Origin of the sequence: Hyunsoonleella sp. 2307UL5-6 (genome assembly GCF_047345485.1) — a bacterium.
Lineage (GTDB): Bacteria > Bacteroidota > Bacteroidia > Flavobacteriales > Flavobacteriaceae > Jejuia.
Genome location: NZ_JBLFEN010000004.1, coordinates 272709 through 296043, shown reverse-complemented (window position 1 = coordinate 296043; position 23335 = coordinate 272709). Strand labels below are relative to the sequence as shown.

The 23335-nt window shown below is 32.7% G+C and carries 21 protein-coding genes and 1 riboswitch; of the genes, 10 read left to right on the top strand and 11 right to left on the bottom strand.

The features are described 5' to 3' along the window. Positions 1-116: 116 nt before the first annotated feature. Entirely contained in the window at positions 117-893 is a 777-nt protein-coding gene (locus ACKGJY_RS09425) for a carboxypeptidase-like regulatory domain-containing protein (protein WP_413973628.1), read from the top strand. An 8-nt stretch (positions 894-901) separates the two neighbouring features. Here ACKGJY_RS09425 and ACKGJY_RS09420 read toward each other — a convergent pair whose 3' ends face one another. After that, on the bottom strand, positions 902-1561 hold the full coding sequence (locus ACKGJY_RS09420) for a TrmH family RNA methyltransferase (RefSeq protein ID WP_413973627.1): 660 nt from the start codon (positions 1559-1561) through the stop codon (positions 902-904). A 62-nt stretch (positions 1562-1623) separates the two neighbouring features. On the opposite strand from ACKGJY_RS09420, the gene ACKGJY_RS09415 reads away from it, so the two are divergent. Further along, complete coding sequence (locus ACKGJY_RS09415; RefSeq protein ID WP_413973626.1) at positions 1624-2304, top strand: SIR2 family NAD-dependent protein deacylase; 681 nt, start codon at positions 1624-1626, stop codon at positions 2302-2304. A gap of 61 nt (positions 2305-2365) precedes the next feature. Here ACKGJY_RS09415 and ACKGJY_RS09410 read toward each other — a convergent pair whose 3' ends face one another. The 4 genes from ACKGJY_RS09410 to ACKGJY_RS09395 form a co-directional block, all read right to left on the bottom strand. Next, the gene (locus ACKGJY_RS09410) at positions 2366-4372 is read right to left on the bottom strand and encodes a vanadium-dependent haloperoxidase (protein WP_413973625.1); all 2007 of its coding nucleotides are present in this window, start codon (positions 4370-4372) and stop codon (positions 2366-2368) included. A gap of 321 nt (positions 4373-4693) precedes the next feature. Further along, positions 4694-7984, bottom strand: a complete 3291-nt coding sequence (locus ACKGJY_RS09405; RefSeq protein WP_413973624.1) for a T9SS type B sorting domain-containing protein — start codon at positions 7982-7984, stop codon at positions 4694-4696. A gap of 114 nt (positions 7985-8098) precedes the next feature. After that, positions 8099-9340, bottom strand: a complete 1242-nt coding sequence (locus ACKGJY_RS09400) for a glycosyltransferase (RefSeq protein WP_413973623.1) — start codon at positions 9338-9340, stop codon at positions 8099-8101. Positions 9341-9455: 115 nt separating this feature from the next. After that, positions 9456-9929 (bottom strand): heme-binding domain-containing protein, encoded by a 474-nt coding sequence (locus ACKGJY_RS09395; protein WP_413973622.1) that lies wholly within the window; start codon positions 9927-9929, stop codon positions 9456-9458. A 37-nt stretch (positions 9930-9966) separates the two neighbouring features. Between ACKGJY_RS09395 and ACKGJY_RS09390 the strand changes: the two genes are divergently transcribed. From ACKGJY_RS09390 to ACKGJY_RS09380, 3 genes are all read left to right on the top strand, one after another. Continuing rightward, the gene (locus ACKGJY_RS09390) at positions 9967-10542 is read left to right on the top strand and encodes an adenylosuccinate lyase (RefSeq protein ID WP_413973621.1); all 576 of its coding nucleotides are present in this window, start codon (positions 9967-9969) and stop codon (positions 10540-10542) included. Between the two features lie 80 nt (positions 10543-10622). Further along, a complete protein-coding gene (purB, locus tag ACKGJY_RS09385; protein ID WP_413973620.1) occupies positions 10623-11966 on the top strand; it encodes an adenylosuccinate lyase in 1344 nt (447 codons plus the stop codon). A 10-nt stretch (positions 11967-11976) separates the two neighbouring features. Next, complete coding sequence (locus tag ACKGJY_RS09380; protein WP_413973619.1) at positions 11977-12180, top strand: hypothetical protein; 204 nt, start codon at positions 11977-11979, stop codon at positions 12178-12180. Positions 12181-12322: 142 nt separating this feature from the next. Here ACKGJY_RS09380 and ACKGJY_RS09375 read toward each other — a convergent pair whose 3' ends face one another. The 4 genes from ACKGJY_RS09375 to ACKGJY_RS09360 are packed head-to-tail and all read right to left on the bottom strand — an operon-like array spanning position 12323 to position 14520. Next, positions 12323-12868: a DUF4252 domain-containing protein gene (locus ACKGJY_RS09375; protein WP_413973618.1), complete on the bottom strand. Its 546-nt coding sequence runs from the start codon at positions 12866-12868 to the stop codon at positions 12323-12325. Between the two features lie 59 nt (positions 12869-12927). Then, positions 12928-13515 (bottom strand): DUF4252 domain-containing protein, encoded by a 588-nt coding sequence (locus ACKGJY_RS09370; RefSeq protein ID WP_413973617.1) that lies wholly within the window; start codon positions 13513-13515, stop codon positions 12928-12930. Between the two features lie 11 nt (positions 13516-13526). Next, positions 13527-14024: a hypothetical protein gene (locus ACKGJY_RS09365; RefSeq protein WP_413973616.1), complete on the bottom strand. Its 498-nt coding sequence runs from the start codon at positions 14022-14024 to the stop codon at positions 13527-13529. Continuing rightward, positions 14011-14520: an RNA polymerase sigma factor gene (locus tag ACKGJY_RS09360; RefSeq protein WP_413973615.1), complete on the bottom strand. Its 510-nt coding sequence runs from the start codon at positions 14518-14520 to the stop codon at positions 14011-14013. The genes ACKGJY_RS09365 and ACKGJY_RS09360 overlap by 14 nt, the downstream gene beginning before the upstream one ends. Before the next feature lie 404 nt (positions 14521-14924). On the opposite strand from ACKGJY_RS09360, the gene ACKGJY_RS09355 reads away from it, so the two are divergent. Beyond that, on the top strand, positions 14925-16358 hold the full coding sequence (locus ACKGJY_RS09355) for a S41 family peptidase (protein ID WP_413973614.1): 1434 nt from the start codon (positions 14925-14927) through the stop codon (positions 16356-16358). A 10-nt stretch (positions 16359-16368) separates the two neighbouring features. Next, a complete protein-coding gene (locus ACKGJY_RS09350) occupies positions 16369-17085 on the top strand; it encodes an ATP-binding protein (RefSeq protein WP_413973613.1) in 717 nt (238 codons plus the stop codon). Between the two features lie 57 nt (positions 17086-17142). Here ACKGJY_RS09350 and ACKGJY_RS09345 read toward each other — a convergent pair whose 3' ends face one another. Together ACKGJY_RS09345 and ACKGJY_RS09340 are read right to left on the bottom strand one after the other, a co-directional pair. Further along, positions 17143-18171, bottom strand: coding sequence for a YncE family protein (locus tag ACKGJY_RS09345; protein WP_413973612.1), 1029 nt, complete (start codon positions 18169-18171; stop codon positions 17143-17145). Positions 18172-18174: 3 nt separating this feature from the next. Next, positions 18175-20004: a TonB-dependent receptor plug domain-containing protein gene (locus tag ACKGJY_RS09340; RefSeq protein ID WP_413973611.1), complete on the bottom strand. Its 1830-nt coding sequence runs from the start codon at positions 20002-20004 to the stop codon at positions 18175-18177. 29 nt (positions 20005-20033) lie between these two features. Continuing rightward, positions 20034-20273, bottom strand: a riboswitch (cobalamin riboswitch). Positions 20274-20358: 85 nt separating this feature from the next. Between ACKGJY_RS09340 and ACKGJY_RS09335 the strand changes: the two genes are divergently transcribed. Genes ACKGJY_RS09335 through ACKGJY_RS09325 form a run of 3 tightly spaced genes read left to right on the top strand, consistent with a single transcriptional unit; the run spans position 20359 to position 23332 of the window. After that, positions 20359-21504 carry an ABC transporter substrate-binding protein gene (locus ACKGJY_RS09335; RefSeq protein ID WP_413973610.1) on the top strand — a complete coding sequence of 382 codons (1146 nt, stop codon included), beginning with the start codon at positions 20359-20361 and terminating at the stop codon, positions 21502-21504. Further along, complete coding sequence (locus tag ACKGJY_RS09330; protein WP_413973609.1) at positions 21505-22536, top strand: FecCD family ABC transporter permease; 1032 nt, start codon at positions 21505-21507, stop codon at positions 22534-22536. A gap of 1 nt (position 22537) precedes the next feature. Then, the gene (locus ACKGJY_RS09325; protein WP_413973608.1) at positions 22538-23332 is read left to right on the top strand and encodes an ABC transporter ATP-binding protein; all 795 of its coding nucleotides are present in this window, start codon (positions 22538-22540) and stop codon (positions 23330-23332) included. Positions 23333-23335 lie beyond the last annotated feature (3 nt).

Here is a 23335-nt window from a genome sequence, read left to right as displayed (position 1 = left end):
GGTACTAATTTAAGGTATGCTTTTTGTTAATTTTTAGTCAAATTAAAACAGTTACGTTAACATGTTACTGTTTTGTTTAGTATTTTTATAATCTAATAATTTTGATACAAACACCCATGAAACGCTTTTTAAGCATCTTTGTTTTTCTTTTTGTCTCTGCTCTTGCAATGGCACAAAACGATGATGCTAAAGCTATTGGTGTTGTTGTAGATGCTGCAAACGATAATACTTTAGAGAGTGTAAATATCGTTAACCTAAACCAGGTTAAAGGTACCACAACTAATAGTAAAGGTGAATTTGCTATTACTGCTAAAGCTAATGATACGCTAATTTTTTCGTACTTAGGTTTTAAAAGTATTAAAGTTAGAGTAACTAATGACTGGTTAAAATTTGGTAGCTCTAAAATTGAATTGACTGAATTAGCCTTAGCCTTAGAAAAGGTTGTAGTAAATCAACTAAAACTCACAGGTTATTTAGAGGTTGACATTAAACAAGTACCACAAATAAATGATAATTACAGGTATCAAATTGCTGGTTTATCAAAAGGTTACGAGGCTGGAAAAAAATCTGGATTAACTAAAGTTATTGGTTCTATTTTTAATCCTGCTGATTTTTTACATCGTATGTTTGGGAAAAAACCTAATGAACTACGAAAGTTAAAACAGATGAAAAAAGATGACGAAATTAGAAATCTTTTAGCATCTCGTTTTGATAGAGAAATGTTAACCGCACTTTTAAAGGTTGAACGTGTAGATTTAGATGAAATCGTGAGTCAATGTAACTACTCTAAAGGTTTCATTCAAACCGCTAACGACCTACAAATACTTGATGCCATAAGTGAATGTTATGAGGAGTACAAATTGTTAAGTAACAGAAGAAAAGATCGTATTTAGCATATAAATTAACTTTTTTTGTTTGTGTAAAATCTCTGTTCAATATCACCATAACTTTTAATTGTTTTTCTACACCAATCTAGTCGTTTTTCTAATTGTTCAGCGTCTGATAATTGCCAATTTATTGCGGTTGCTTTTAATTTACTTGTAACATGCTGTAAAATAATCGCAGCAGATACTGATATATTTAAACTCTCTGTAAATCCCACCATAGGAATTTTTAAAAAACAATCTGCTGAGTTTAAAACCTCTTTAGATAAGCCTTCTGTTTCTCTTCCGAAGAAAAAACAAGATTTTTTAGTCACATCAAAATCATCCAAATTACAATCTGTTTTATGAGGAGTTGTTGCTACAATTTGATAGCCTTGTTGTTTTAAATTATTGATACAAGATTTTACAGTATGATACCGATTTAGGTCTACCCATTTTTGAGCGCCCATAGCTATTTCTCTATCAATACGTTTGCTGTTATGCTCTTCTACAATACTTACTTCTTGTATCCCAAACACATCACAACTACGTATTACTGCACTTGTATTGTGTAATTGATATACATCTTCTGTAGCTACTGTAAAATGCTTAGTGCGTTGTGCTATAACCTTCGCAAACTTTTCTCTACGTTGCGTAGTTAAAAAAGATTCTAGATGTTTTAATAATACAATATCCATAGAGGCTAAAAATACTAAAGTTTAACTATTAGGGTACAATTAAATGTTATTATATTTATAAAATGAAAAAGCATATAGTTGTACTTACAGGCGCTGGCATAAGCGCAGAAAGTGGTGTAAAAACATTTAGAGATGCTGATGGTTTGTGGGAAGGCCACGATGTTATGGCAGTAGCCACACCACAAGGATTCACAAAAAATCCCGAGCTTGTTTTAGATTTTTACAACCAAAGACGACTACAATTATTTAAAGTAACACCAAACCAAGCGCATATAGATTTAGCTAAATTAGAAACGACATATAACGTATCTATAATCACTCAAAATGTTGATGATTTACACGAACGCGCCGGAAGCACAAATGTATTACATCTGCATGGTGAATTATTAAAAGTAAGGAGTACCTATGATGAAAATGACATACAAAATTGGAAAACCGATTTAGTTTTAGGTGATGTTTGTAAAAAAGGACATCAATTACGCCCACATATTGTTTGGTTTGGAGAAGATGTTCCGCTTATAGAAAAAGCAGCACAACTATGTGAAACTGCTGATATTTTATTAATTATAGGCACTTCTATGCAAGTATATCCTGCTGCTAGCTTAATGCACTATGCTCCTACTAAAACTCCAATATATTTTATTGACCCTAAACCAAACATTGAAAATAAAACAGACGTTACTATAATTGCAGAACCTGCTACAATTGGGGTAGATAAGGCTATAAAACTATTTTCCTCATAATAGTATGTGATGCTCATCTTTTTTGAGCACCACATAACTATAATTAGAGAATATATACTTATTAAATTCTAATAGAACCACCACCAAACAAAGGAATAGTCATTGAAAAGTTTTCTGTAAACGTAACTTTTTGTTCTTCCAGAATACTTATAGCAATCTGTTCGCCCATTAATATAGATTCATAATAATCAGTAAAATAATGAACTCCACCCCAATTTCTACCAATTGCAATGTTAGATGCTAACTTATTTAACTCTCCTTCTACTGTTAAATGAGCTTTATTACACTGTTGATCAAAAACAGGTACTTGTTTTAATTCTTTACCATTGTTTACAGATACGTATGCCATATCAGAGTCTTTTCCATTGGGTTTAAATGTTTTTTGACAATCAAAAAAAGCTTTTAAAACCGTTACGCAAGCTCCTGCAACTGTTGCATGACCTGCACCATAAGCGGGATGCATGGGAGAACCTTCACAAAACGCCATAGGTAATAAATAATTTTTTGATAATGGATGATTTATAATTTTGTCCGTATCAGCATCATTTTGTGCTTTATTATGTAAATCAACATGTTTTAAAATATCTTTTAAATGGTCTCGAACATCTTTTAATTCAGGCGCCATTTCTTTAAGCGTATCAGTTTTTGTAATTCTAGCTGCTAAAACTTCTGGGCGACATCTTCTATGAACATTATACTTTTGAAAACGTACAGCTTTTAAAGCTCTTGTAGCAACCTCTGTCACTAAAGATAAAATATGTGGTCCACCAAAGTGAGCGAAACCTTGTTGATGATCGCGGTTATCATCTTCTTGAAAAGGAATTCCTGGATCTAAAGGACAACCAGAACTTAAAAGAATAAGACATGCATTTAAATAAGCTTCATATAACGCATCATAGTGAACATAAGTTGCTAAATCTCTGGGTGTATGAATAAAGCGTCGAGAATTAGAATCACTTTTTGGTAAATACGTTTCTAGTCCTCCAAGACTTGCTGCATGCTGAACATCTAGCCATTCTTCCCAAGTAGTCATATAATCTCTCTCTGGGGTTGCTGTTCTTACGCGCTGATCTATATTAATAGCACCATAAGTAATTAATCCATCTTTTGCTTCTCGCTCTGCATCATTACCATTAATTCCTGTGTTACCTATTAATAAAAACTGAGATAAATAAGGACCAATATCATCACCTTTTGTAATGCCTCTAAATGCGCTAGATGGCGTTGGGTGTATTCTTCCACAACGTCTGTCTGCTTCAGCTTGGTTTAATTTAATATCAGTATCATTAAACCAATCTAGTTCTTTTAAATGTTCGGTATATTTCAAATAGCTTTCTACAGCTTGCTTTTCAGCTCCTAAACTATCTAACTCAGCTTTATTTACAACACCATTTTTAGGTATTTTGTTATGCTTTTTTTCAATATACTGTTTTTCTATAACGCCAGCACTTAAACCGTTAAATGCTGTATCACGCAATAAAGCCTGTGCGTAAACCTCAGCCATTTCCGCAGTAAGTTCAGCACTTCCTAAACTAGGAGCTGGTGGCATTGTTACGGCTTGAGCATCGGCGCCTTCTAAATCAAAAGACAAACCAGCACTCTGGCTTTCCCATGCTCTTAAACCTACTGGGGTTTTGTTTTTTCCTCCTTTTTTCGCCTTAAATGAATGCCAATATTTCGCATCAATTTCTTTACAATTAACAAGATTTCCAATAAAGCCTTGAGGGCCTAAAGGCGTATCTCTAAAATCTCTAGGATCTCCACTATCTATACCTCTTACAAAATATTGATAATGAATAGGATTACTTAATAATCCAGTTTCTTTATTATGAGGCAAACCTTTAGTGAAACTCATTAAATACGACGGTTTTCCATCTAAGTTTATAGTTTCTAGCTTTTCCAAATGATGATGATCTTTTTCATGACACTCAGATATTTTAGAATCTTTTTTATGCCTGAATTTTTGTTCGTCTTCATTGGCGAAATGACGTGGATGTGGTCTTTGATTAGCGATTCTGTTGGCTTCATCCCTTTTTTTCCATGCGGAAATTCTTCTACTTGAATTCATTTTTATAGTTTTTGTGATTAAAAAAAAGTTATCTCTTAGGAAGAATTAAAGATGACCTACTTCAAAAAAATTGAAAATATATAAACACAACTATGCTTACCGAATTAGTTAAAAGGGAATAACTTACACCAAATAAATTGATGTTAAATAAATATTAAAGAAATTGATTTGCTTTTTGATTAACCATATTTTAATTTTAAATACAGCTATTAATTTGTAGGAGATTACAAATGTAATATTTTTATTGAAAGAATTTACAGTAAATATGTTAAATTATTAAAAATAGTATAAAATGTTAACAACTTATTGTTGAGCACACATTTATCTAATCAAACTAAAATGCCCTTTAAATACTTGTACTTTTCCAGTAGTATCAACTAAGTTTATGACATACCAAAAATCGTCTGCTGCCAGAAGTTGCCCGTTAAAAGTACCATTCCAACCACCACTAGATGCTATTAACTGATTTATGAGTTTACCATATCTATCATAAATAAAAACTGTTGTGTTTTGAAGAAACGCATTATCTAAACCTCTAATATTCCATGTATCGTTTTCACCATCACCATTGGGCGTAAAAAACTTAGGAAAGCCCATAATAAAAACGGGGATAGCAACTACACCGCAGCCATTTGTATCTCTTACATAAACTGTATGCTCGCCAGCTAATACATTACTAAATGTTGGTGTGTTTTGAAAAGGCCCAGATTCATTATCTAAAGCAAACTCATAATCTCCAATTCCTATATCTGAATTATCAATACTAATTGTATTGTTATTTGATACATCTTCAATAGTAATATCATCTGCAGTAATGTTTGATATTCCTGAGGCTTTAACTTCAAAAGTAACAGGTAAAGACACGCAGTTCTTATTAGATGTTGCTATTACAGAGTATATCCCTTCTTGGGATACGGTTGCAAATTCCATAGTACTAATGGTAATTCCGTTAGCATTTGTCCACTCATAACTATATATCCCATTAGGATTAAAAGTATTTAATATAATTGATCCTCCATTTAAACAAAACGTTTCAGATTGATCTACTTCAAACTCAGGTCTGGGATAAACGGTGAGTAGTACATTAGGTCCAATTCCAAAACAGGCACCATTGTCTTCACTTTCTATACGGACATAAAGTATTTCAGAAAAAGGAGTATCATTTACATAATTTGTAGGCGATATAATTTCATTTTGTACCAATTGTGCATCAGATAAACTTTTAAAATAATGTACTGTTAAATTCTGCCCTGTTGGAAATTGATCTATAAAATTTTGAGATAATGTAGTTAAATCGAACTCATGAAATCCGTCTGCAGTAGCATCATCATCACATACATCTATTTCTTGAACAAATGCAAGTGGTAACACCGTTGTAGAGACTTCTAAAGAGATTTCAGAAACATTAAAACAAGAGGTTATATTGTCTTCTATACGACCATATATAATATTTCCTATTTGAGTATTATATGGCAAAGGATTTAAAACATTATTACCTGTTTCAGCATCAGTCATAGATGAATGATAGGTGATTGTAATAGCACTCAAATTTTCATTTGTTATGATTTCATCTAACATATTCAAATTAAAGTCTGTAAATCCATCAGAAACACCATCTACATCACAATTTTCAAAAACTACTACAGGAGCTACTTCTGGAAGCGGATTTACTTTTATCATAAATTCTAAGTCTGTAACACAATTTATATTTAAATCATTTATGATGCTTACAAAAATAGGTTGCTGGTTTACTACGGTATTCTGAAAGTTCTCTGGCGTAGTAATTTCTTGTGTTCTAGCAGCATCGAAGTAATAGAATACATTGAATTCATCTGGACTACTACCATTCAATACATTTGGTTCTATAAGTGTTAAATCAAATTCTGTAAAACCATTTGTGTCATCCCCATCTTCATCAGAGTCGCATACTTCTAGTACATCTATTTCAGAAGGCAATAACGCAACTACTGTATCATAAATAAAAGCCTCAATTGATAATCTACTAGAACTTTCGCACCCATCAATGGTTTGTGAAGCATAAAACAATCCATTATCTGTTAAAATAGTACTACCCTCTAAAAGTGTACCTCCTGTATTTGAGGTATACCATTTAATGTTACTTCCTGTAACCAATACATCATCTAAAGTTGCCATATCAATATCACAAAATTCTTGAACTGTATTTCCTATTGGGGCTGGTGTTTTTAAAACCGTAACATTTACAGCTGTTCTTGTGCCTGTTGTACACCCATTATTAGTGGCGTCTACAAAATACGTAGTGCTGTTAGAAAGTGCTGGTGTGCTAAAAGATGTACCCGTAGCTATAATGGTACCACCTACTGGTACATTATACCAATTTATAATACCTGCAGAAGCTGTTGCACTAATTGTAGTTGCACCAAATTCGCAAATAGTTTGCTCCGTTATACTTTCTATAGTTGGAATTGGATTTACAGTTGCAGTAACTTGAGTACGCATGCCAAAAAGACATCCATTTACAGAAGCCATAGCATAATAATTTGTTGTTGCATTTATTACTGGAGTATTAAAAACATTGCCTATAAATAAGGGAGTTGTTGCAGTTGCACTATCAAACCAAGCAACATCACCATTAGAGGCGGTGGCTTGTAATGTAAAACGCGCTGGTCCACAACTGGCTATTGGAGTAGTAGTATTAGTAATTTGCGGAATAGTAATTCTAGTACTTGCAGAAATATTAAGAATAGGGTCTCCCGGTGTGCCACCATATTCTACAATATAACCTTGCGGATGAAATTCACTTGAAGGGTTTGCATCGCCTGTATTTGGTAAATCGTTCCAAGACCCTCTGTCCCCAATGTTTGGGCTTGTAACGTGCGCATAGTCCTCACCTGTCCCAAAATCATTAGGTTCATTTGCATTCCAATTGGCAAAATTAGGCGTAGTCCCATTGGCTAAACCATTCCAAAAAATAGTTCCTGCTTCGGGGCCAGTCATCCAACGCCAAACCCCCTCAGTTTGGGCATCACTACCTCCTATCCAACCTGCACCAGCTGCTTGTTCACCAGAAAGTTGTGCTTCTTCCTCCGAAGTAATTGTGGCTAAGTAGCCTTTTAATCCAAAAAATGTTCTAGCATCTGCGGCTGCTCTAGCATCAGTCCACGTAATTCCTAAAGCCGGAACGTATTCGTAATAGTGATCTGTAGACGGTAAATAATTTGCGCTTCCTATTGTAAATGAAAATAATTTTTCACCTGGATCAGTATCTAAAGTAGCCTCAAAAACCACATCATTTACTGCTGCTATCAAATCGGTGTAATCCATTGGAGCGCCTCCAACTCCAGTTAAACTTAATTTTCCTTGAGTTACATCCCAATCGGTTATAATATTTGGATGCGTTCCTGTTAAAATTAAAATATCTTCAGCTAAAGTATACCCTGTAGATATTTGAATAAAGAAAGCATCAATTTGTGTATCATCAGGATCATCAATATCAAACATTGTACTAATACCCAATTGCGTTGTAGGGCAATAGCTTTGATCTCCAGTAGCATTTAGTGTAGGTGGTATATTTTGAGACCAACAACATATTGAAATCAAACATAAAATACACCAAGCACTTTTTTTTAACATAAGTTAACCAAATAAAATAATAACTACTAAATTTAATGATATTCCATAAATGAACTCTTTTTTTTAGCCAGACAGCTGTCTTAATAGGTAAAACGTAAAACCTAAACTTAAATTTTATACTTTTTTATGCTTCTCCTCAATCCATTTACTCAAGTATTTTGTACTTTGAAGTGAATGATGCATTAACATTTGACCTGTAAAGTTTTGTTCTCGCCTTCTTATGAGGTGATCTGAAAGCGCAGCAATAGCGTTATTGAAAAGTTTATGATGTTTATCTATACTGAAGAAGTTGTTAAATAGGGATGGAATACTGTTAACTTTAGTATGCCATAACAACTCGTTTGTATACAAATCTATAGCATTTTGTGCGATTGTTTTGGGTGTATCAGAAATTAAGCCGCAAGCAGTAATAAGGCTACTCATCCCTTCTGCTGCTATAGAAGTTGTAGCAGCTGGTGTACCGTTTTGCATGGCATCTACTAATTTTCCTTTTAAGCCTGCTCCAAATCTTATAGGTGCTAAACAAACTCTAGCACTCTGCATCACTTCATTAACATCTTTTGCAAACCCTTTTATTAAGAAGCCTTGAGTTTCATTATGCAATTGTGTTACCTTTTCTGAGGCATAAGCACCATAAACATGTAATTGCGCTTTAGGCAATTGTTGTCGTATTAGTGGCCAAATAGTAGTTTTTAAATACAATACTGTATTATAATTGGGTTCATGTATAAAGTTGCCAATGGTTACAAAATGTTGTCTTTCATTAAATTTTGGCAGTCTTAAAAAATCAGTCTCATTAATTTCACTCAGCATAAAGGGCAGGTACAAAAGTAAGGCTGCATCAACTTTAAAATTATTTTTAAGAATTTCTAGCTCTACTTTAGAAATAATTAAACTTAAGTCGCACCTGTAAATACTTGCTATTTCTCGTTTAGCTATAGCGTTATTTAAATACTTATTATCAAAAGGATTGTTGTCTTTAAACGCTTGGTGTCGTCCTTTTCGTAAAAAATGTAAATCTTCAGTATCTAGAATCCTAATTGCAGAAGGACACTGTTCTGCAACGCGCCAACCAAATTGCTCTTCCATCATAAAACGGTCAAACACTACAACATTTGGGTTAAGGTCTTTTACAAAAACATCAAAACTAGTACTATTAAGTGCAATTTCAATTTGTATTACGCCAATACGTTTTAAATCAAAAGCATTATCTGTTTTAGCACAAGGTGTAGAAAAGGTAACTTTATAATTTTGAGAAATAAAAAAATTGATAAGCTGCAACATTCGGCTTCCTGCAGCAGAACTTTTAGGCTCTGGCCATACGTAACCAATAATCAATACTTTTTTATTTACCACTAATTCACAAATATTATTCTAATACTATTTATACTTTGGAAAGATATCTATCGACCTAAACACATGTATAGGTGATGTTTTTATTACGTCTCTAGAGAAAGATATTATAATATTGCTATTCTGGTTTAGGCTGTAATCCATAATTAGCTCTTACCAATTTAGCCCAATTAACTACTGATGTTATTTGTTCTGGGGTAAGTTTAGCGTCACCATGCGTCCAAGTATAAGAATTTAATGGCATTTCACCCTCCTCTACTTCTTCTATTAACTCATCAAATTTATGGTCTTTACGTTTTATAGAGTTAGCGGCCCAGTTAGAAACATTAAAGTGTTTTTTTCCATCTTTTATATGTCCTGCTAACCAATAATTTACTGGAGTAATAGCGTTGTACCAAGGGTAGTTTGTAACATCGCTATGGCAATCATAACAAGTGGTTTCTAAAATTTGCTTCACATCTACTGGTGGTTTTGTTTCTGCCTCAAAAGCTGCTACAGATGCTAAGTCTCCAGAATTTTTTTCTGGTTTAAAAAATTGAGCAATTACTAATGCTACTAAAAGTACTAAACCTATTTTTTTTATTATTTTCATCTCTGTTATTTTAAGATTTTAAAAATAAGAAAACCTTTTGACTACAACAGAACTTTATCAAGAATTAAATTACGTAAATCACTCGCGTGAAAAACGCTTGTATTATGCAAATTTAGTAATAAACAATCCAGAGTTAATTCCTAAGTTACTTGATATTTTGTTAATGGTAGATGATAAAATTTCACCTAGAGCCGCTTGGGTGCTAGAATTTATGTGCAGTAAAAATGTAGAGCACATTATACCGTATTTAGATACTTTTACTAAAAACATGCACAATGTACATTTAGATTCTGCAGTAAGACCCGTAGCCAAAATTTGCGAACTTTTAGCAAAAGCATACACCTCTAAAGAGGATACTAAAATAAAAGTAGTTTTAAACGCCACTCATAAAGAACGAATTATAGAAACTTGTTTTGATTATATGATTAATGACGAAAAAGTAGCGCCTAAAGCTTATGGTATGAGCGCACTTTTTTTATTTGGTAAAGAATACGACTGGGTATACCCAGAATTAGTTTTGATTTTAGAGCGGGATTTCTCTATACAAAGCGCTGCATTTAAAGCAAGAGCAAAACAAATATTAAAAAAAATTAAAAAAGATGCTAAACCATAGATTCGTAAAAAATCATAAATCGAATATCGTAAATCGTAAATCAAAAACGTATCTTTGCCTCTTTTAAAAAATCAAACAAAATGTCATTATCTCCTCTTAATGCTATCTCACCGATAGATGGACGCTACAGAACTAAAATTGATGCTTTAGGTGCATATTTTTCGGAAGAAGCTTTAATAAAATATCGTGTTTTAGTTGAAATTGAATACTTTATTGCGCTGTGTGAAATACCACTTCCACAATTAAAAGATATAAATCATGATGTTTTTGAAGACTTAAAAGCAATTTACACAAGTTTTTCTTCTGAAGACGCTATGGCGATTAAAAAGATAGAAAGTGTAACTAACCACGATGTAAAAGCTGTTGAGTACTTTATAAAAGAAAAATTTGATGCCTTGGGGCTTTCAGCATACAAAGAATTTATCCACTTTGGGCTAACGTCTCAAGATATAAACAATACTGCTATTCCTTTAAGTATCAAGGACGCTATGAATGATGTTTATGTTCCTGAATATTTTACTGTTTTAAACAAACTAAAAGAACTTGTAAAAGAATGGGCGCAAATTTCTATGTTGGCTAGAACACACGGACAGCCAGCATCTCCGACACGTTTAGGAAAAGAAATTGAAGTTTTTGTAGTGCGTCTTGAAGAGCAATTCAATCTATTAAACGATATACCAAGTGCTGCAAAATTTGGTGGTGCTACGGGTAATTTTAATGCACACCATGTGGCTTATCCTAATATTGACTGGAAAGCTTTTGGTGATACATTTGTACAGGAAAAATTAGGTTTACAACACTCCTTCCCTACAACTCAAATTGAGCATTACGACCATATGGCAGCATTATTTGATGCTTTAAAACGTATAAATACAATTTTAATAGATTTAGATAGAGATGTTTGGACTTATGTTTCTATGGAGTACTTTAAACAAAAAATTAAAGCGGGAGAAGTTGGGAGTTCTGCAATGCCACATAAAGTTAACCCTATAGATTTTGAAAATTCTGAAGGAAACCTAGGTATAGCCAACGCTATTTTTGAGCATCTATCCGCAAAATTACCAATCTCTAGATTACAGCGCGATTTAACAGACAGTACCGTTTTAAGAAATGTTGGTGTACCTTTTGGGCATACCATTATTGCTTTTAAAGCTACCTTAAAAGGGTTAAACAAGTTATTGCTTAACGAAAGTAAGTTTGCCGAAGATTTAGAAAATAATTGGGCTGTAGTAGCAGAAGCTATTCAAACGATACTGAGACGAGAAGGCTATCCAAACCCTTATGAAGCTTTAAAAGGCTTAACTAGGACAAATGAAAAAATTAATCAAAATTCCATTTCAAATTTTATTGATACCTTAGAGGTCTCGAAGGATATTAAAAACGAATTAAAACAAATAACACCAGGTAACTATACTGGTATATAAGTCTCTCAACATGTTAAGCAATAAACAATCTATAGCGCTTACTGGTTTTATGGTATTTGGTATTTTTGTATTTGGTATTCTAGATATTTTAGATCACTTTATAGTTCTTACCCTATTAACACTCGTGTTTTTTTCTATAGTTGTAAACTTATTCTATGTTAAGTATACTTCTAGAAAAGAAAACCACTCTAGTATTACAAAAACAAAACTTTGATATAACACATCATAAAAAAGGATTTCAAAAAACTGAAATCCTTTTTTTATGCTACAGTATGGTGTAAATGATAATCTTTAATACTGAAACTTTAATTGTAGATATATTATAGTTTCAAATTCATAGCAACATGCTTTTCAAATTATTTACTTAAAAACGTGAGCATCTCTTTTAGTTGTGTTTCGTCAACATTAGCCTTATTTAAAACTTCGGCCAAAGTCATCATTTTTTCAGGACTCATATCATCACCTAAAATTCTAACTACAGCAAACCCCATATTTCCAGCACTTCCAAAAACTACAACTTCTTCGGCTTCTTCTTCATCACCAATATACTTAACCAAAATTTTTCTGCCTTTATCACTAAACTCCATTAAGTCTTTGTATTGCTCCTGCTTTAAAATAGAACGTACATTAGATAGTTCAGCTTCATAATTTACAGTATTGGTATCATCAACATTAAATCCTAAAAAATTTAAACGTCTAACAGATTTAAAAGCTTCTTGCTGTGCTTCTGTAAATTCTGTTTTATCTATCTCAACCATAGATATTGGCAAGTCTTGTGCTATAAAACCAGGCTGTTCTTGATGATCTACAAAATACCGCTGTAAACTTGGTTCACTATTACAACTTATAAAAACTAAGTTTAAAAATAGGGCGAGACTTAAAACTATAACTGTTCGTTTCATGAGTAATGATGATTGATTTTTGATTGATTTTTTTATTGATGTGTGTGTATTAATAATTGTTAAGACTTCTTTTTATCTAAATGATCGCCACCTGGAATATTCATTTGTTGTGTTAATTTAGAGATTTCGTTTAAATCAATATCTCCCGTCATAGAGACTACCACAGTTTCTATCTTGCGCTGTTTGCCGTTAATCTCTATTTTATCGTCCATCTTTTTATCAATACCTGTTACAAATATTAATAACTCTTTTACGTGGTCTACATCTTTACCTTCTTGTATATAAAATTTTACTTCGGTACCATCATCTTTAACTTCCATTAACTCTTCTAAGTTACTAGAACGTGATTTTACCCATTTGGCAATATCAACAGATATTGAAGAATTATCTGTAACAATCGTTTTAAAACTGGTAATGCTCTTTACCATATCCATATAAGCTTGCGCTTCTGGATCATCAACATTAACATTTAATTTAGCTAACATTTGGAACATCCTAGGCTTAATATTTACATAGGTAACATTAGGATCATCACCATACTTTTCAAAAACGTCTTTTTGTGCCATACCTGTTAAGGGCAATAACATAACTGCCATTACAAATACTATTAATTTATGTGTCATTTTATTTGTGTTTAAAGTTTTCATTATATTCTTTTTTACTTATTCGTTTTAAAAATTATACTTGTTGTGTTTTCAATTTCATTCAAATAATTTAAGGTTGCTGCACCTTTGTTTACCTCGTCTAGGTAATTTACAGCAGATGTTCCTTTATTAAAATGACTAGAAATCATTGCTAATTGTTTAGAAACCTCGTTAAAAGCTTCTTCTGGTTCACAAAACGTACCTACTAGATTTTGCTCGCAATCTGCAGCGCCACCAAAAGGATTTGCAACGTAAACCCCCAACATTATAACTGCTACTGCTGCAACCGATACCCACTTGTAATTAAACGTCTTTTTAGTGTTTAGTGGTAGGGCTTTCGTATACTGTTCCTGTTGGTTTCCCAAAAAATACGCAAACATAGATTTGTAATGTTCTAAATGAGGTGCAATAGTATCCTGAGCAAAATAGTTTTTTAACACCTGCTCCTCTTTTAGGCTTGTTTCTCCGTTCTCGTACTTTTCTAGTAATTTTTCTATATTATTTAATACCATAATTATGTGTATTCGTCAATCGTTCTCTTATTGTTTTTCTAGCTCTAGATAAGGCTACTCGTACCGCAGTGTTGTTCATATCTAGCATTTTAGCAATCTCATCAAAATCATATTCCTCTATATCTCTTAGTTGCACAATCATGCGTTGTTGTTCGGGCAGTTCTTGTATAATACGCTCTACCCAACTTACACTATCATTTAGCTCAACTTGTTTTTGCAAAGGTGTATTCTTCTCTTCATAATTACTATGTACAATTTTTAAATTTTGTGCTTGTTTAGATTTTAATTTGTCAAAACAAAAATTCTTAGTCATCGTCATAGAAAACGCCTCTACATTATTGTAGGTACCTATTTTACCTTTATTACGCCATAACTTTAATAACACCTCTTGTGTAGCATCTTCAGCTTCCTCGGTTGATACAAGCAGTCGTTTCGCTAAACGAAATACTTTATCCTTAAAAGGCATTACAATATTTAAAAACTCATTCTGAGTCATTTTGGTTGTGGTTTATCCCTATCGTCTTCCATACATTTTCCACAAAGGAAAAACTCTAGGTATATTAGTTAAAAACAGCTTAGTTACGGCTATTTACAATTACGACGAAACACTATTTATTTTGTTACACTACTATTTAAAAAAAATAAAAATTTGGGCGTAACCCTATCGGGTCGGGCTTTCACTAGTCGCTCCTCCTTAGGTCGGGAGCTCCAACATGCCGTTCAATCCCTTACGCGGGGCATATTTGCTAGCGTTACTTCCTAAAAAATAGCTTATTTAATTATTTATTCATCTTTGTTTAGTCGTTAATCGTTTATCACAATTCATCGATAAATTTTTTATTACACAATAATGTCAGTAAATTTAAGGTTTAAAAGATGAGACAAATAAAAATTGCTAAAATGAAAAAAATTAAAATCCAAATAACACTTTGCCTTACTGCCCTAGTGCTAACAAGTTGTTTTGAAGATAGAGATGATAATATTGTACAATCCAGTAGCATAAAGGATTTTGTATGGAAGGCTATGAATTTCACATATTTGTATAAAAGTGAGATATCCGATTTAGCCGATGATAGATTTGCAAACAACGCAGAATATGCAAATTATTTAGAAAGCTTCACTTCTCCAGAAATATTGTTCGAAAGTTTAATTTTCCAAAGACAAACTGTAGATAGATTCAGCATTATAGTTGATGATTATATTGCATTAGAGCAAAGGCAACAAGGTATTTTTATAACCAACGGTATGGAAGTAATACCTTATGCATTAGGAAGCAGTGATACAGATGTGTTTTATTTAGTAACCTTAGTTTTACCAAATGGAGACGCTGCCGCAAAAGGCGTAAAGAGAGGCGATATATTTGGTCAGGTAAACGGCACAACAATTACTAGAACCAATTTTAGAGATGTATTAAGTCCAGATAGCTATACTATTAATTTAGGAACATATAATGATAATGGCACACCTGAAACTTCAGATGATACAATACAACCAAATGGTACCGACATTACATTAGATAAATTTCAATTAACCGAAAACCCTATTTTTATAAATGATGTGTTAGAAGTTGGAGGCCAAAACGTGGGGTATTTAATGTATAACGGATTTACAGGAGGATCAGAAAACGCTCTAAATGATGTTTTTGGTAATTTTGTATCTAATAACGTGCAGCAGCTGGTTTTAGATTTACGCTACAATCCTGGAGGTTCTGTGAGAACTACAACCTTTTTAGCAAGTATGATTACTGGTCAATTTACAGGAGAAGTATTTGAGAAATTAGTGTATAACGAAAATTTACAAAGCCTAAATTTCGACTATCTATTCGCAAACAATATAGATGGTACTACACTTAACAGTCTAAATCTAAATAAAATATATGTATTAACTACAGGTAGATCTGCATCAGCAAGCGAAGGTCTTATTAATGGGTTAGCACCTTATATAGAAGTTGTACAAATTGGTACAAATACTACAGGAAAAACCCAAGCATCAAGAGTATTTTACGATTCCGAAAATTTTGGAAGGCAAGGTGCAAATCCTTCACATACTTATGCTTTACAACCTTTAATTGCTAACGGTATCAATAAAAATCTTGAATCTGTTCCTGGAACTGGATTAGTACCATCTATTGGTTTTGAATATGAAGAGAGAATCCTAAATCTAGGAATTCTTGGTGATGAAAACGAACCTATGCTTGCATTAGCTTTAGCAGATATTGAAAACTCCACTGCGAAGAGAGGAAATATTAAAGCCCAACCAAAACTTGTTTTAGATAAAATGGCAGAGGACTTTAACGCTCTACCTTTTGAAGAAGGTGGTATGATAGCAGATTAATTACAACGTTTTGAAACCACATAAAACCTATTTTAACTGGAGCTCTGGTAAAGATTCTGCCATAGCACTATATCACCTATTACACGATAAACACTATACTGTTGATGAAGTAATAACAACTGTAAATAGCCATTATAATCGTGTTTCTATGCATGGTTTAAGACAAGAGTTACTAGTTGCTCAAACTAACGCTATCAATATACCTGCGAGTGTAATAGAACTCCCAGAAATGCCAAGTATGGCGGTTTACGAACAAAAAATGGAGGCCACTGTTCTAAGGTTAAAAAGCAAGGGTTTTACACATTGTGCATTTGGCGATATTTTTCTTGAAGATTTAAGAGCGTATCGAGACATACAACTGTCAAAACAAAATATAAAAGCTGTATATCCTTTGTGGAAACGAAACACAAAAGAATTGTTAAATGAATTTCTAAATTTAGGTTTTAAAACCATAATTGTTTGTGCAAATTCTAAATACTTTAATGAAGACTTTGTTGGCACAATAATCGATAAACACTTTATAAATAATTTACCCGAAGGTGTTGACCCTTGTGGCGAAAATGGAGAATTTCATACCTTTTGTTTTGATGGCCCTATTTTTAAAACACCGATAGAATTTGAAATTGGCGAGAAAGTCTATCGAGAATACGACACTCCAAAAACCGACGACTCTGTTTGCACATCAAACGCCTATGGCGTTTGGTATTGTGATTTAATACCTAAATAAAAAAAGACCTCACAGGTTTAAAAAACCTGTGAGGTCTCAATATTTTTACTCTACTATTTAATTAAAATAAACCTCTCCAGGAATAATATCAACGGTAGCAGAATTAATTTCTGTATTGGTAGATAAATCGAATGAAGTAAGTGTACCATTACTTTGAAAATCTTTAGCATCTAATCCATATAATATGCCATTTCTTACAGTCATATCATATAAATTTACGTTTTCTATTTCGGCAGTTGTTGGCAACATACTATCAGTCTCAGCCATTGCAAATACAAAACCCGAGGCATATAGATACAAATTACCACTATCAAAATTTAAATTAGATGGCGCAGTTATAGAAGCGTTTAATGGAATTGTTCTAGACACTTCGTTTGTGGTTGTATTTACTTCTATAAGGTTTTCAGAAGACAGCACCCATAAATCGCCGTCGTCATCAATTTGAAGTGAATTTGGAGAATTCCCCACACTAACATTTTCAACTAAAGTATCAGTAGTTGCATCAATTACATCAATAGTGTTTCCATTACCAAATACACCAGTTGCAACATAAATTGTATTGCCCTGTGCAATAATTTCCTCTGGCAAATAACTTGTACTAATGGTATTTATAATTGTATTTGATGTTAAATCTACAACAGCTAAATAATCATCATCACTAGGAGTAAAATCTCCCCAGTTTGTAACATAACCCTTTCCATTAGCAATGGCCATAAAACGTGGGTTACTCAAGCCTGTATTTATTGTAGCAACAGATTCAAACGTAAATCTATTTACAATTTCTATGGTATTTGAGACATTTAAAATAATATAAGCCAAATCTCCATTAAAAGCAATACTCTGTGCTGTGTCTCCTAATAGTTGGGAATTCACATTGTTAAATATATTATTTTCTACTGTATTTAAATCAAAAGACACAAAAGAGACCGAAGCATTACCTTGTCCAAAATTCCCTTCATGAGAAATTAAAATTCCGTTTTCATAATCACCTCTTGGTACAACAGGTGAATCGTCGTCATCGGTAGAACACGATGTAAAAAATAAACCTATTGAAAGGGCTAAAAGTGATAGTTTGTTAAGTTTCATTGTTTAAAATTTAAGTGTTGTTAATATTTGATAGTTTCTATTCGGCATTGGTCTTAATGCCACATTTTGATAGTTTTTATTGTATAAATTGTGTATTCTGAAGTTGATATCATATCTCACTTTTCCGGCTTTATTAAGTAAATATCCAAACCCAATATTTGCTACGTTAAATCCTTCTAAGTCATCTCCTATAATAAAAACTTCACCAGTAAATTGATGTTGATAAAACATAGAAAAAGACTCATGCTGGTATGCAACAGACACATTTCCTTTATGAAAAGGCACATAAATAAGTTGCTTATTTGTTTCTAAATTTTCTGAAACCGTATAAGAATAATGACCACTAAAATCAAACTGATTATGTTTTAATTTAATTTTGGAATGTGCTTCTAATTCCGCACCATAACTTTGAGATTCTGCTACATTAATAGGTTGCCAAACACCTGTATTATCAGGCCGCCACTGTATTAAATCTTTAGTTTTTATGTAATAAGTGTTTAGTTTTAAATTTATATGTTTAAAATTAAGGTTGTGCCCTAAATCAAATTGATAAGAGGCTTCAGGATTTAAATCTAAATTCCCTCCTGGTTGCCAATACAAATCATTAAATGTTGGAATTCTAAAGTTCTTGGAAGCATTAAATAAAATAGAATATACTTGTGAAGCTTTAAAAATTCCATCAACAGAAAACAAAAAAGGATTTTCAAAATCTGAAGTAACGTCTTGTCTGAGGTTAATGTTATATTCAAAAGCAGTTGTAGGCTTATGATTCATTAAAACCGTTGCTGAAAACGCATTGCGTTTAGGGTCTCCAAAACTACTACCGTCACCATCAAAATTGCTGTATTCTAAAATACTTCTAAACTGTAATTTATCAGATACGCGATAATTAAAATTATGATTTAGTAAAAATGTATTCACTTCCCCAAATGAAAAAAAAGCATTGTCTTTATTTTCAAAAAACTTAAACCGTTCTTTAAGATGTACCGCTTTCAATTTAGAAGTAATAGTGCCAGAAATACGCGTCCATTCCAACATAGTTCTGTAATTTTCATCTTCAAACTTACTATTAGATGGCGCTACTAAGGTGCCAGAAAATTGACGTTCTCCATTATAATTTTGATGATACAACTTTAAAACATCAGTTTCAGATATAAAATAACCCAAATTCAAATTTAGATTCAGATTATTAAAAGCACCATTTTCATTCACGCTACCTGTTCCTAAATATTTATAGTCATTATCAGAATCCACATAAGCTACACCTATATTAGCAGTAAATTTAGAATTCCCGTATGACGATGATATATTTGTCATTTTAGTATTAAAACTGCCGTAAGCAAGCCTCACATTTGTATCAAAATGAGAGTTAAATTTTAGATGATTATTTAAATGGATACTACCACCAATGGCACCACTACCATACTGCACGCTACCACCACCGCTTCTAATCTCAATAGCATCAAAATTTGTGGTATTTATGGTATTAAAATCGGTTTGACCATTTAATTGAGAATTGATGTTTATACCATTCCATACCACAGCTGTTTGTGATGCATTCGTACCTCTAAATGATGGTGAAGACACCATACCAAAACCATTTTCTTTAAAGTATAAATTGGAATTAAAAGCTAGTAAACCTGTAAGCGAAACTTGGTTTCTATCAATAATAGAATCATTAAGCGTTTCCACTTTAATTCCCGAAGTGTACTTTACGAGTTTACTATCACTTAAAAAGACTTCATCTAACTTTTGGATAGAGTCTAGCTGTGCTTGAGCAAAATTGCAAAAACCTGTAGTATATAAAAATAGTATAAGAATACGTCGTTTCATAATCTGTAAAACCCTTTACCCGAGAGTTTATATTAGATGATGAATATGGCAGGTCTCCTGACTTATTTAATTTTGTTGTAACCTTCCCAGTGAAAACCAGTGGTATTGTAGTAAACAAAACCCTCTTTTTATGAGGTACTGAACCAAATTCAGCATAAACTTACAGTTGCGGGAACAGTTCTGGCCTTGATAAATATCGCACCAGATTCCCTTTTAATTGATACGTTGGATTTTTAACATGTTTAAAAACCAAATTCGTATCAAACCAAATTCTCTGCAAAAGTAAACATTATGTTTAATCTTTATCTTAAAACTTTAAATAATATTACTTTTGAAATAATTAAAAATTGAATTTTGAGAAAACTCATTTTATTAATTGTTTTGGCTTCAATGGTTTCCTGCAAAAGCGAACCAGCAAAAAAGATAAAAGAAAGAGTTGAAGGTGTTTCATTCAATATTAAATATGCAAAAGGTTTTACCATAAAGCAATATGCAACCTATAAAATTATTGAAATACATAAACCTTGGCCTGAAGCAAAACGAATCTACCGATATGCTTTATTGGAAGATAATTACAAAGCTGATTATTGGATCTATGAGAGACAACGCTTTAATAATACTTTAGAAATACCGATACAAAAAATAGTAGTAACATCAACAACCCATCTTCCCGCTTTAGAATTGTTAGGAGTTGAACAAACTTTAGTTGGTTTCCCCGGAACAGACTATATCTCTTCTGAAAAAATTAGAGAACAATTAGATAAAGGCAATATTAGAGAATTAGGTAAAAATGAAAGTTTAAACACTGAAGTTTTGTTAGAACTAAAACCTGATATCGTAGTTGGTTTTGGAATTGATGGTGGTAATCGAAGTTTAGAAACCTTAAAAAACGCTGGAATACCTGTTATTTTTAATGGGGATTGGGTTGAAAATTCGCCTTTAGCCAAAGCAGAATGGATAAAATTTTTTGGTGCGCTTTACAATAAAGAAAAAGTAGCAGATTCAATTTTTAATCACATTGAAACAAATTATTTAGAAGCTAAACAACTCGCTATAAATGCAACCTTAAAACCAACTGTTTTAAGCGGTGCCATGCATAGTGATATCTGGTATTTACCAAACGGCACAAGTACAGAAGGACAACTTTTAAAAGATGCTAATGTTAATTATTTGTGGAGCGACACAAAAGGAGCTGGTAGTTTAAAACTTAATTTTGAATCGGTTTTTGTAAAAGCTAAAAATGCTGATATTTGGTTAAATCCATCAAATTACTCTAGCTACAAAAGTCTTCAAAATGGTAATGAAAACCACACGCTTTTTGAGGCTTATCAAAATAAAAACATCTATACATTTACAAATACAACTGGTGCAACTGGTGGTGTGTTGTATTATGAACTAGGTATGACTAGACCAGATTTGGTATTAAAGGATATCATCAAAATTTGTCACCCAGAACTTTTAGAGAATTACAAACCTTTTTTCTTTAAACCGTTAGAATAATTGCAACGTCAAAACACATATAAACTACCATTTACTATACTTTTAGTTTTACTATTAGTATGTTTTTTTGTGAATATCAGTTTGGGGTCTGTATCAATTCCCATTAAAGCTATTTTTAGTAGTTTAATTGGACAAACACCTCAGCAAGAAACGTGGCAAGATATAATTTTTATTTACCGCTTACCTAAAGCTATAACCGCTATTATTGTGGGTTCTGGTTTGGGTATTTCTGGTCTATTAATGCAAACTTTATTCAGAAACCCATTAGCTGGTCCTTTTGTGTTAGGTATTAGTTCTGGTGCTAGTTTAGGTGTAGCTTTGGTGCTATTAGGTTCTGGTATTTTTGGCGGTGTTTTAGCATCGCTTTTAGTATCTAAATGGGGTATTGTAATTGCTGCGAGTGTAGGTAGTTTTTTAGTACTACTTGCTGTTTTAGCAGTATCGCTAAAAGTTAGAGATACTATGGCTATTTTAATCATTGGGCTCATGTTTGCAAGTATTACGGCTGCCATAGTAAGTGTACTCTCTTACTTTGGCTCTGCAGAACAATTGCAACAATACATCTTTTGGGGTTTTGGGAGCTTAGGAAACTTATCTTGGGAAGATATTGTCGTGTTGTTCTTCGTTTATTTCACTGGTCTTTTATTAGCTATCTCATCCATAAAAGCACTCAACACATTACTTCTTGGTGAAAATTATGCAAAAAGTTTAGGACTAAACATTAAAAAAAGTCGCTTTATAATTATTATCTCTACGAGTTTATTAGCAGGTACCATAACTGCATTTACAGGGCCAATTGCATTTATTGGTTTAGCTATTCCGCATATTACAAGGCAAGTATTTAACACCTCAAACCATAAAATATTATTACCAGCAGTATTTTTATTTGGAGCTATAGTAATGCTTATTTGCGATAGTATTGCGCAATTGCCTAACAGCGATTATACATTACCTATTAATGCGATAACCGCCTTAGTTGGCGCACCCGTTGTGATTTGGTTATTAATTAGAAAACAAAACATGGTATTTTAATATGGAAAATACAGGTAAAAACATCATATTAAAAACTGAAAACCTTACAATAGGCTACACATCAAAAAAGAAAGAAACACGTGTTGCTTCAAACATTAATATTCAATTACAACAAGGTACATTAGTTGGTCTTGTTGGTGCCAACGGTATAGGAAAATCAACACTTTTAAGAACACTTACTAAAGTTCAAAATATTCTAGAAGGTCATGTTTATATTAATGATGCTTCACTTAAAGATTATGCTTCGATAGATTTAGCCAAAGTAATGAGCGTAGTACTAACCGAACCTGTAGCCTCTAAAAACGTATCGGTTTTTGAGCTTGTGGCTTTAGGCAGGCAACCTTATACAAATTGGGTTGGTAACCTATCGAAAGAAGATATTAAAGTAACAAACCAAGCCATTTTACAAGTAAATATTGAAACACTTAAGGATAAAAAATGTTTTGAGTTAAGCGATGGACAACTTCAAAAGGTAATGATAGCACGTGCTTTAGCACAAGATACTGATTTGATTATTTTAGATGAACCTACCACACATCTAGATATGTATCATAAAGCTTATATTTTAAAACTGCTAAAACAACTCACCAAAGACACAGGAAAAACCATTCTGTTCTCTTCTCACGAAATAGATTTGGCTATTCAACTCTGTGATACTTTAATTGTAATGACGAATGAAGGCGTCGTTACAGACCAACCCTGTAATTTAATTGCTAATGGTACTTTTAATACATTATTTCCAAAAGATTTAATTGCATTTGATGAGAAAACGGGGAGTTTTAGGGTGAAGAAATAGTTT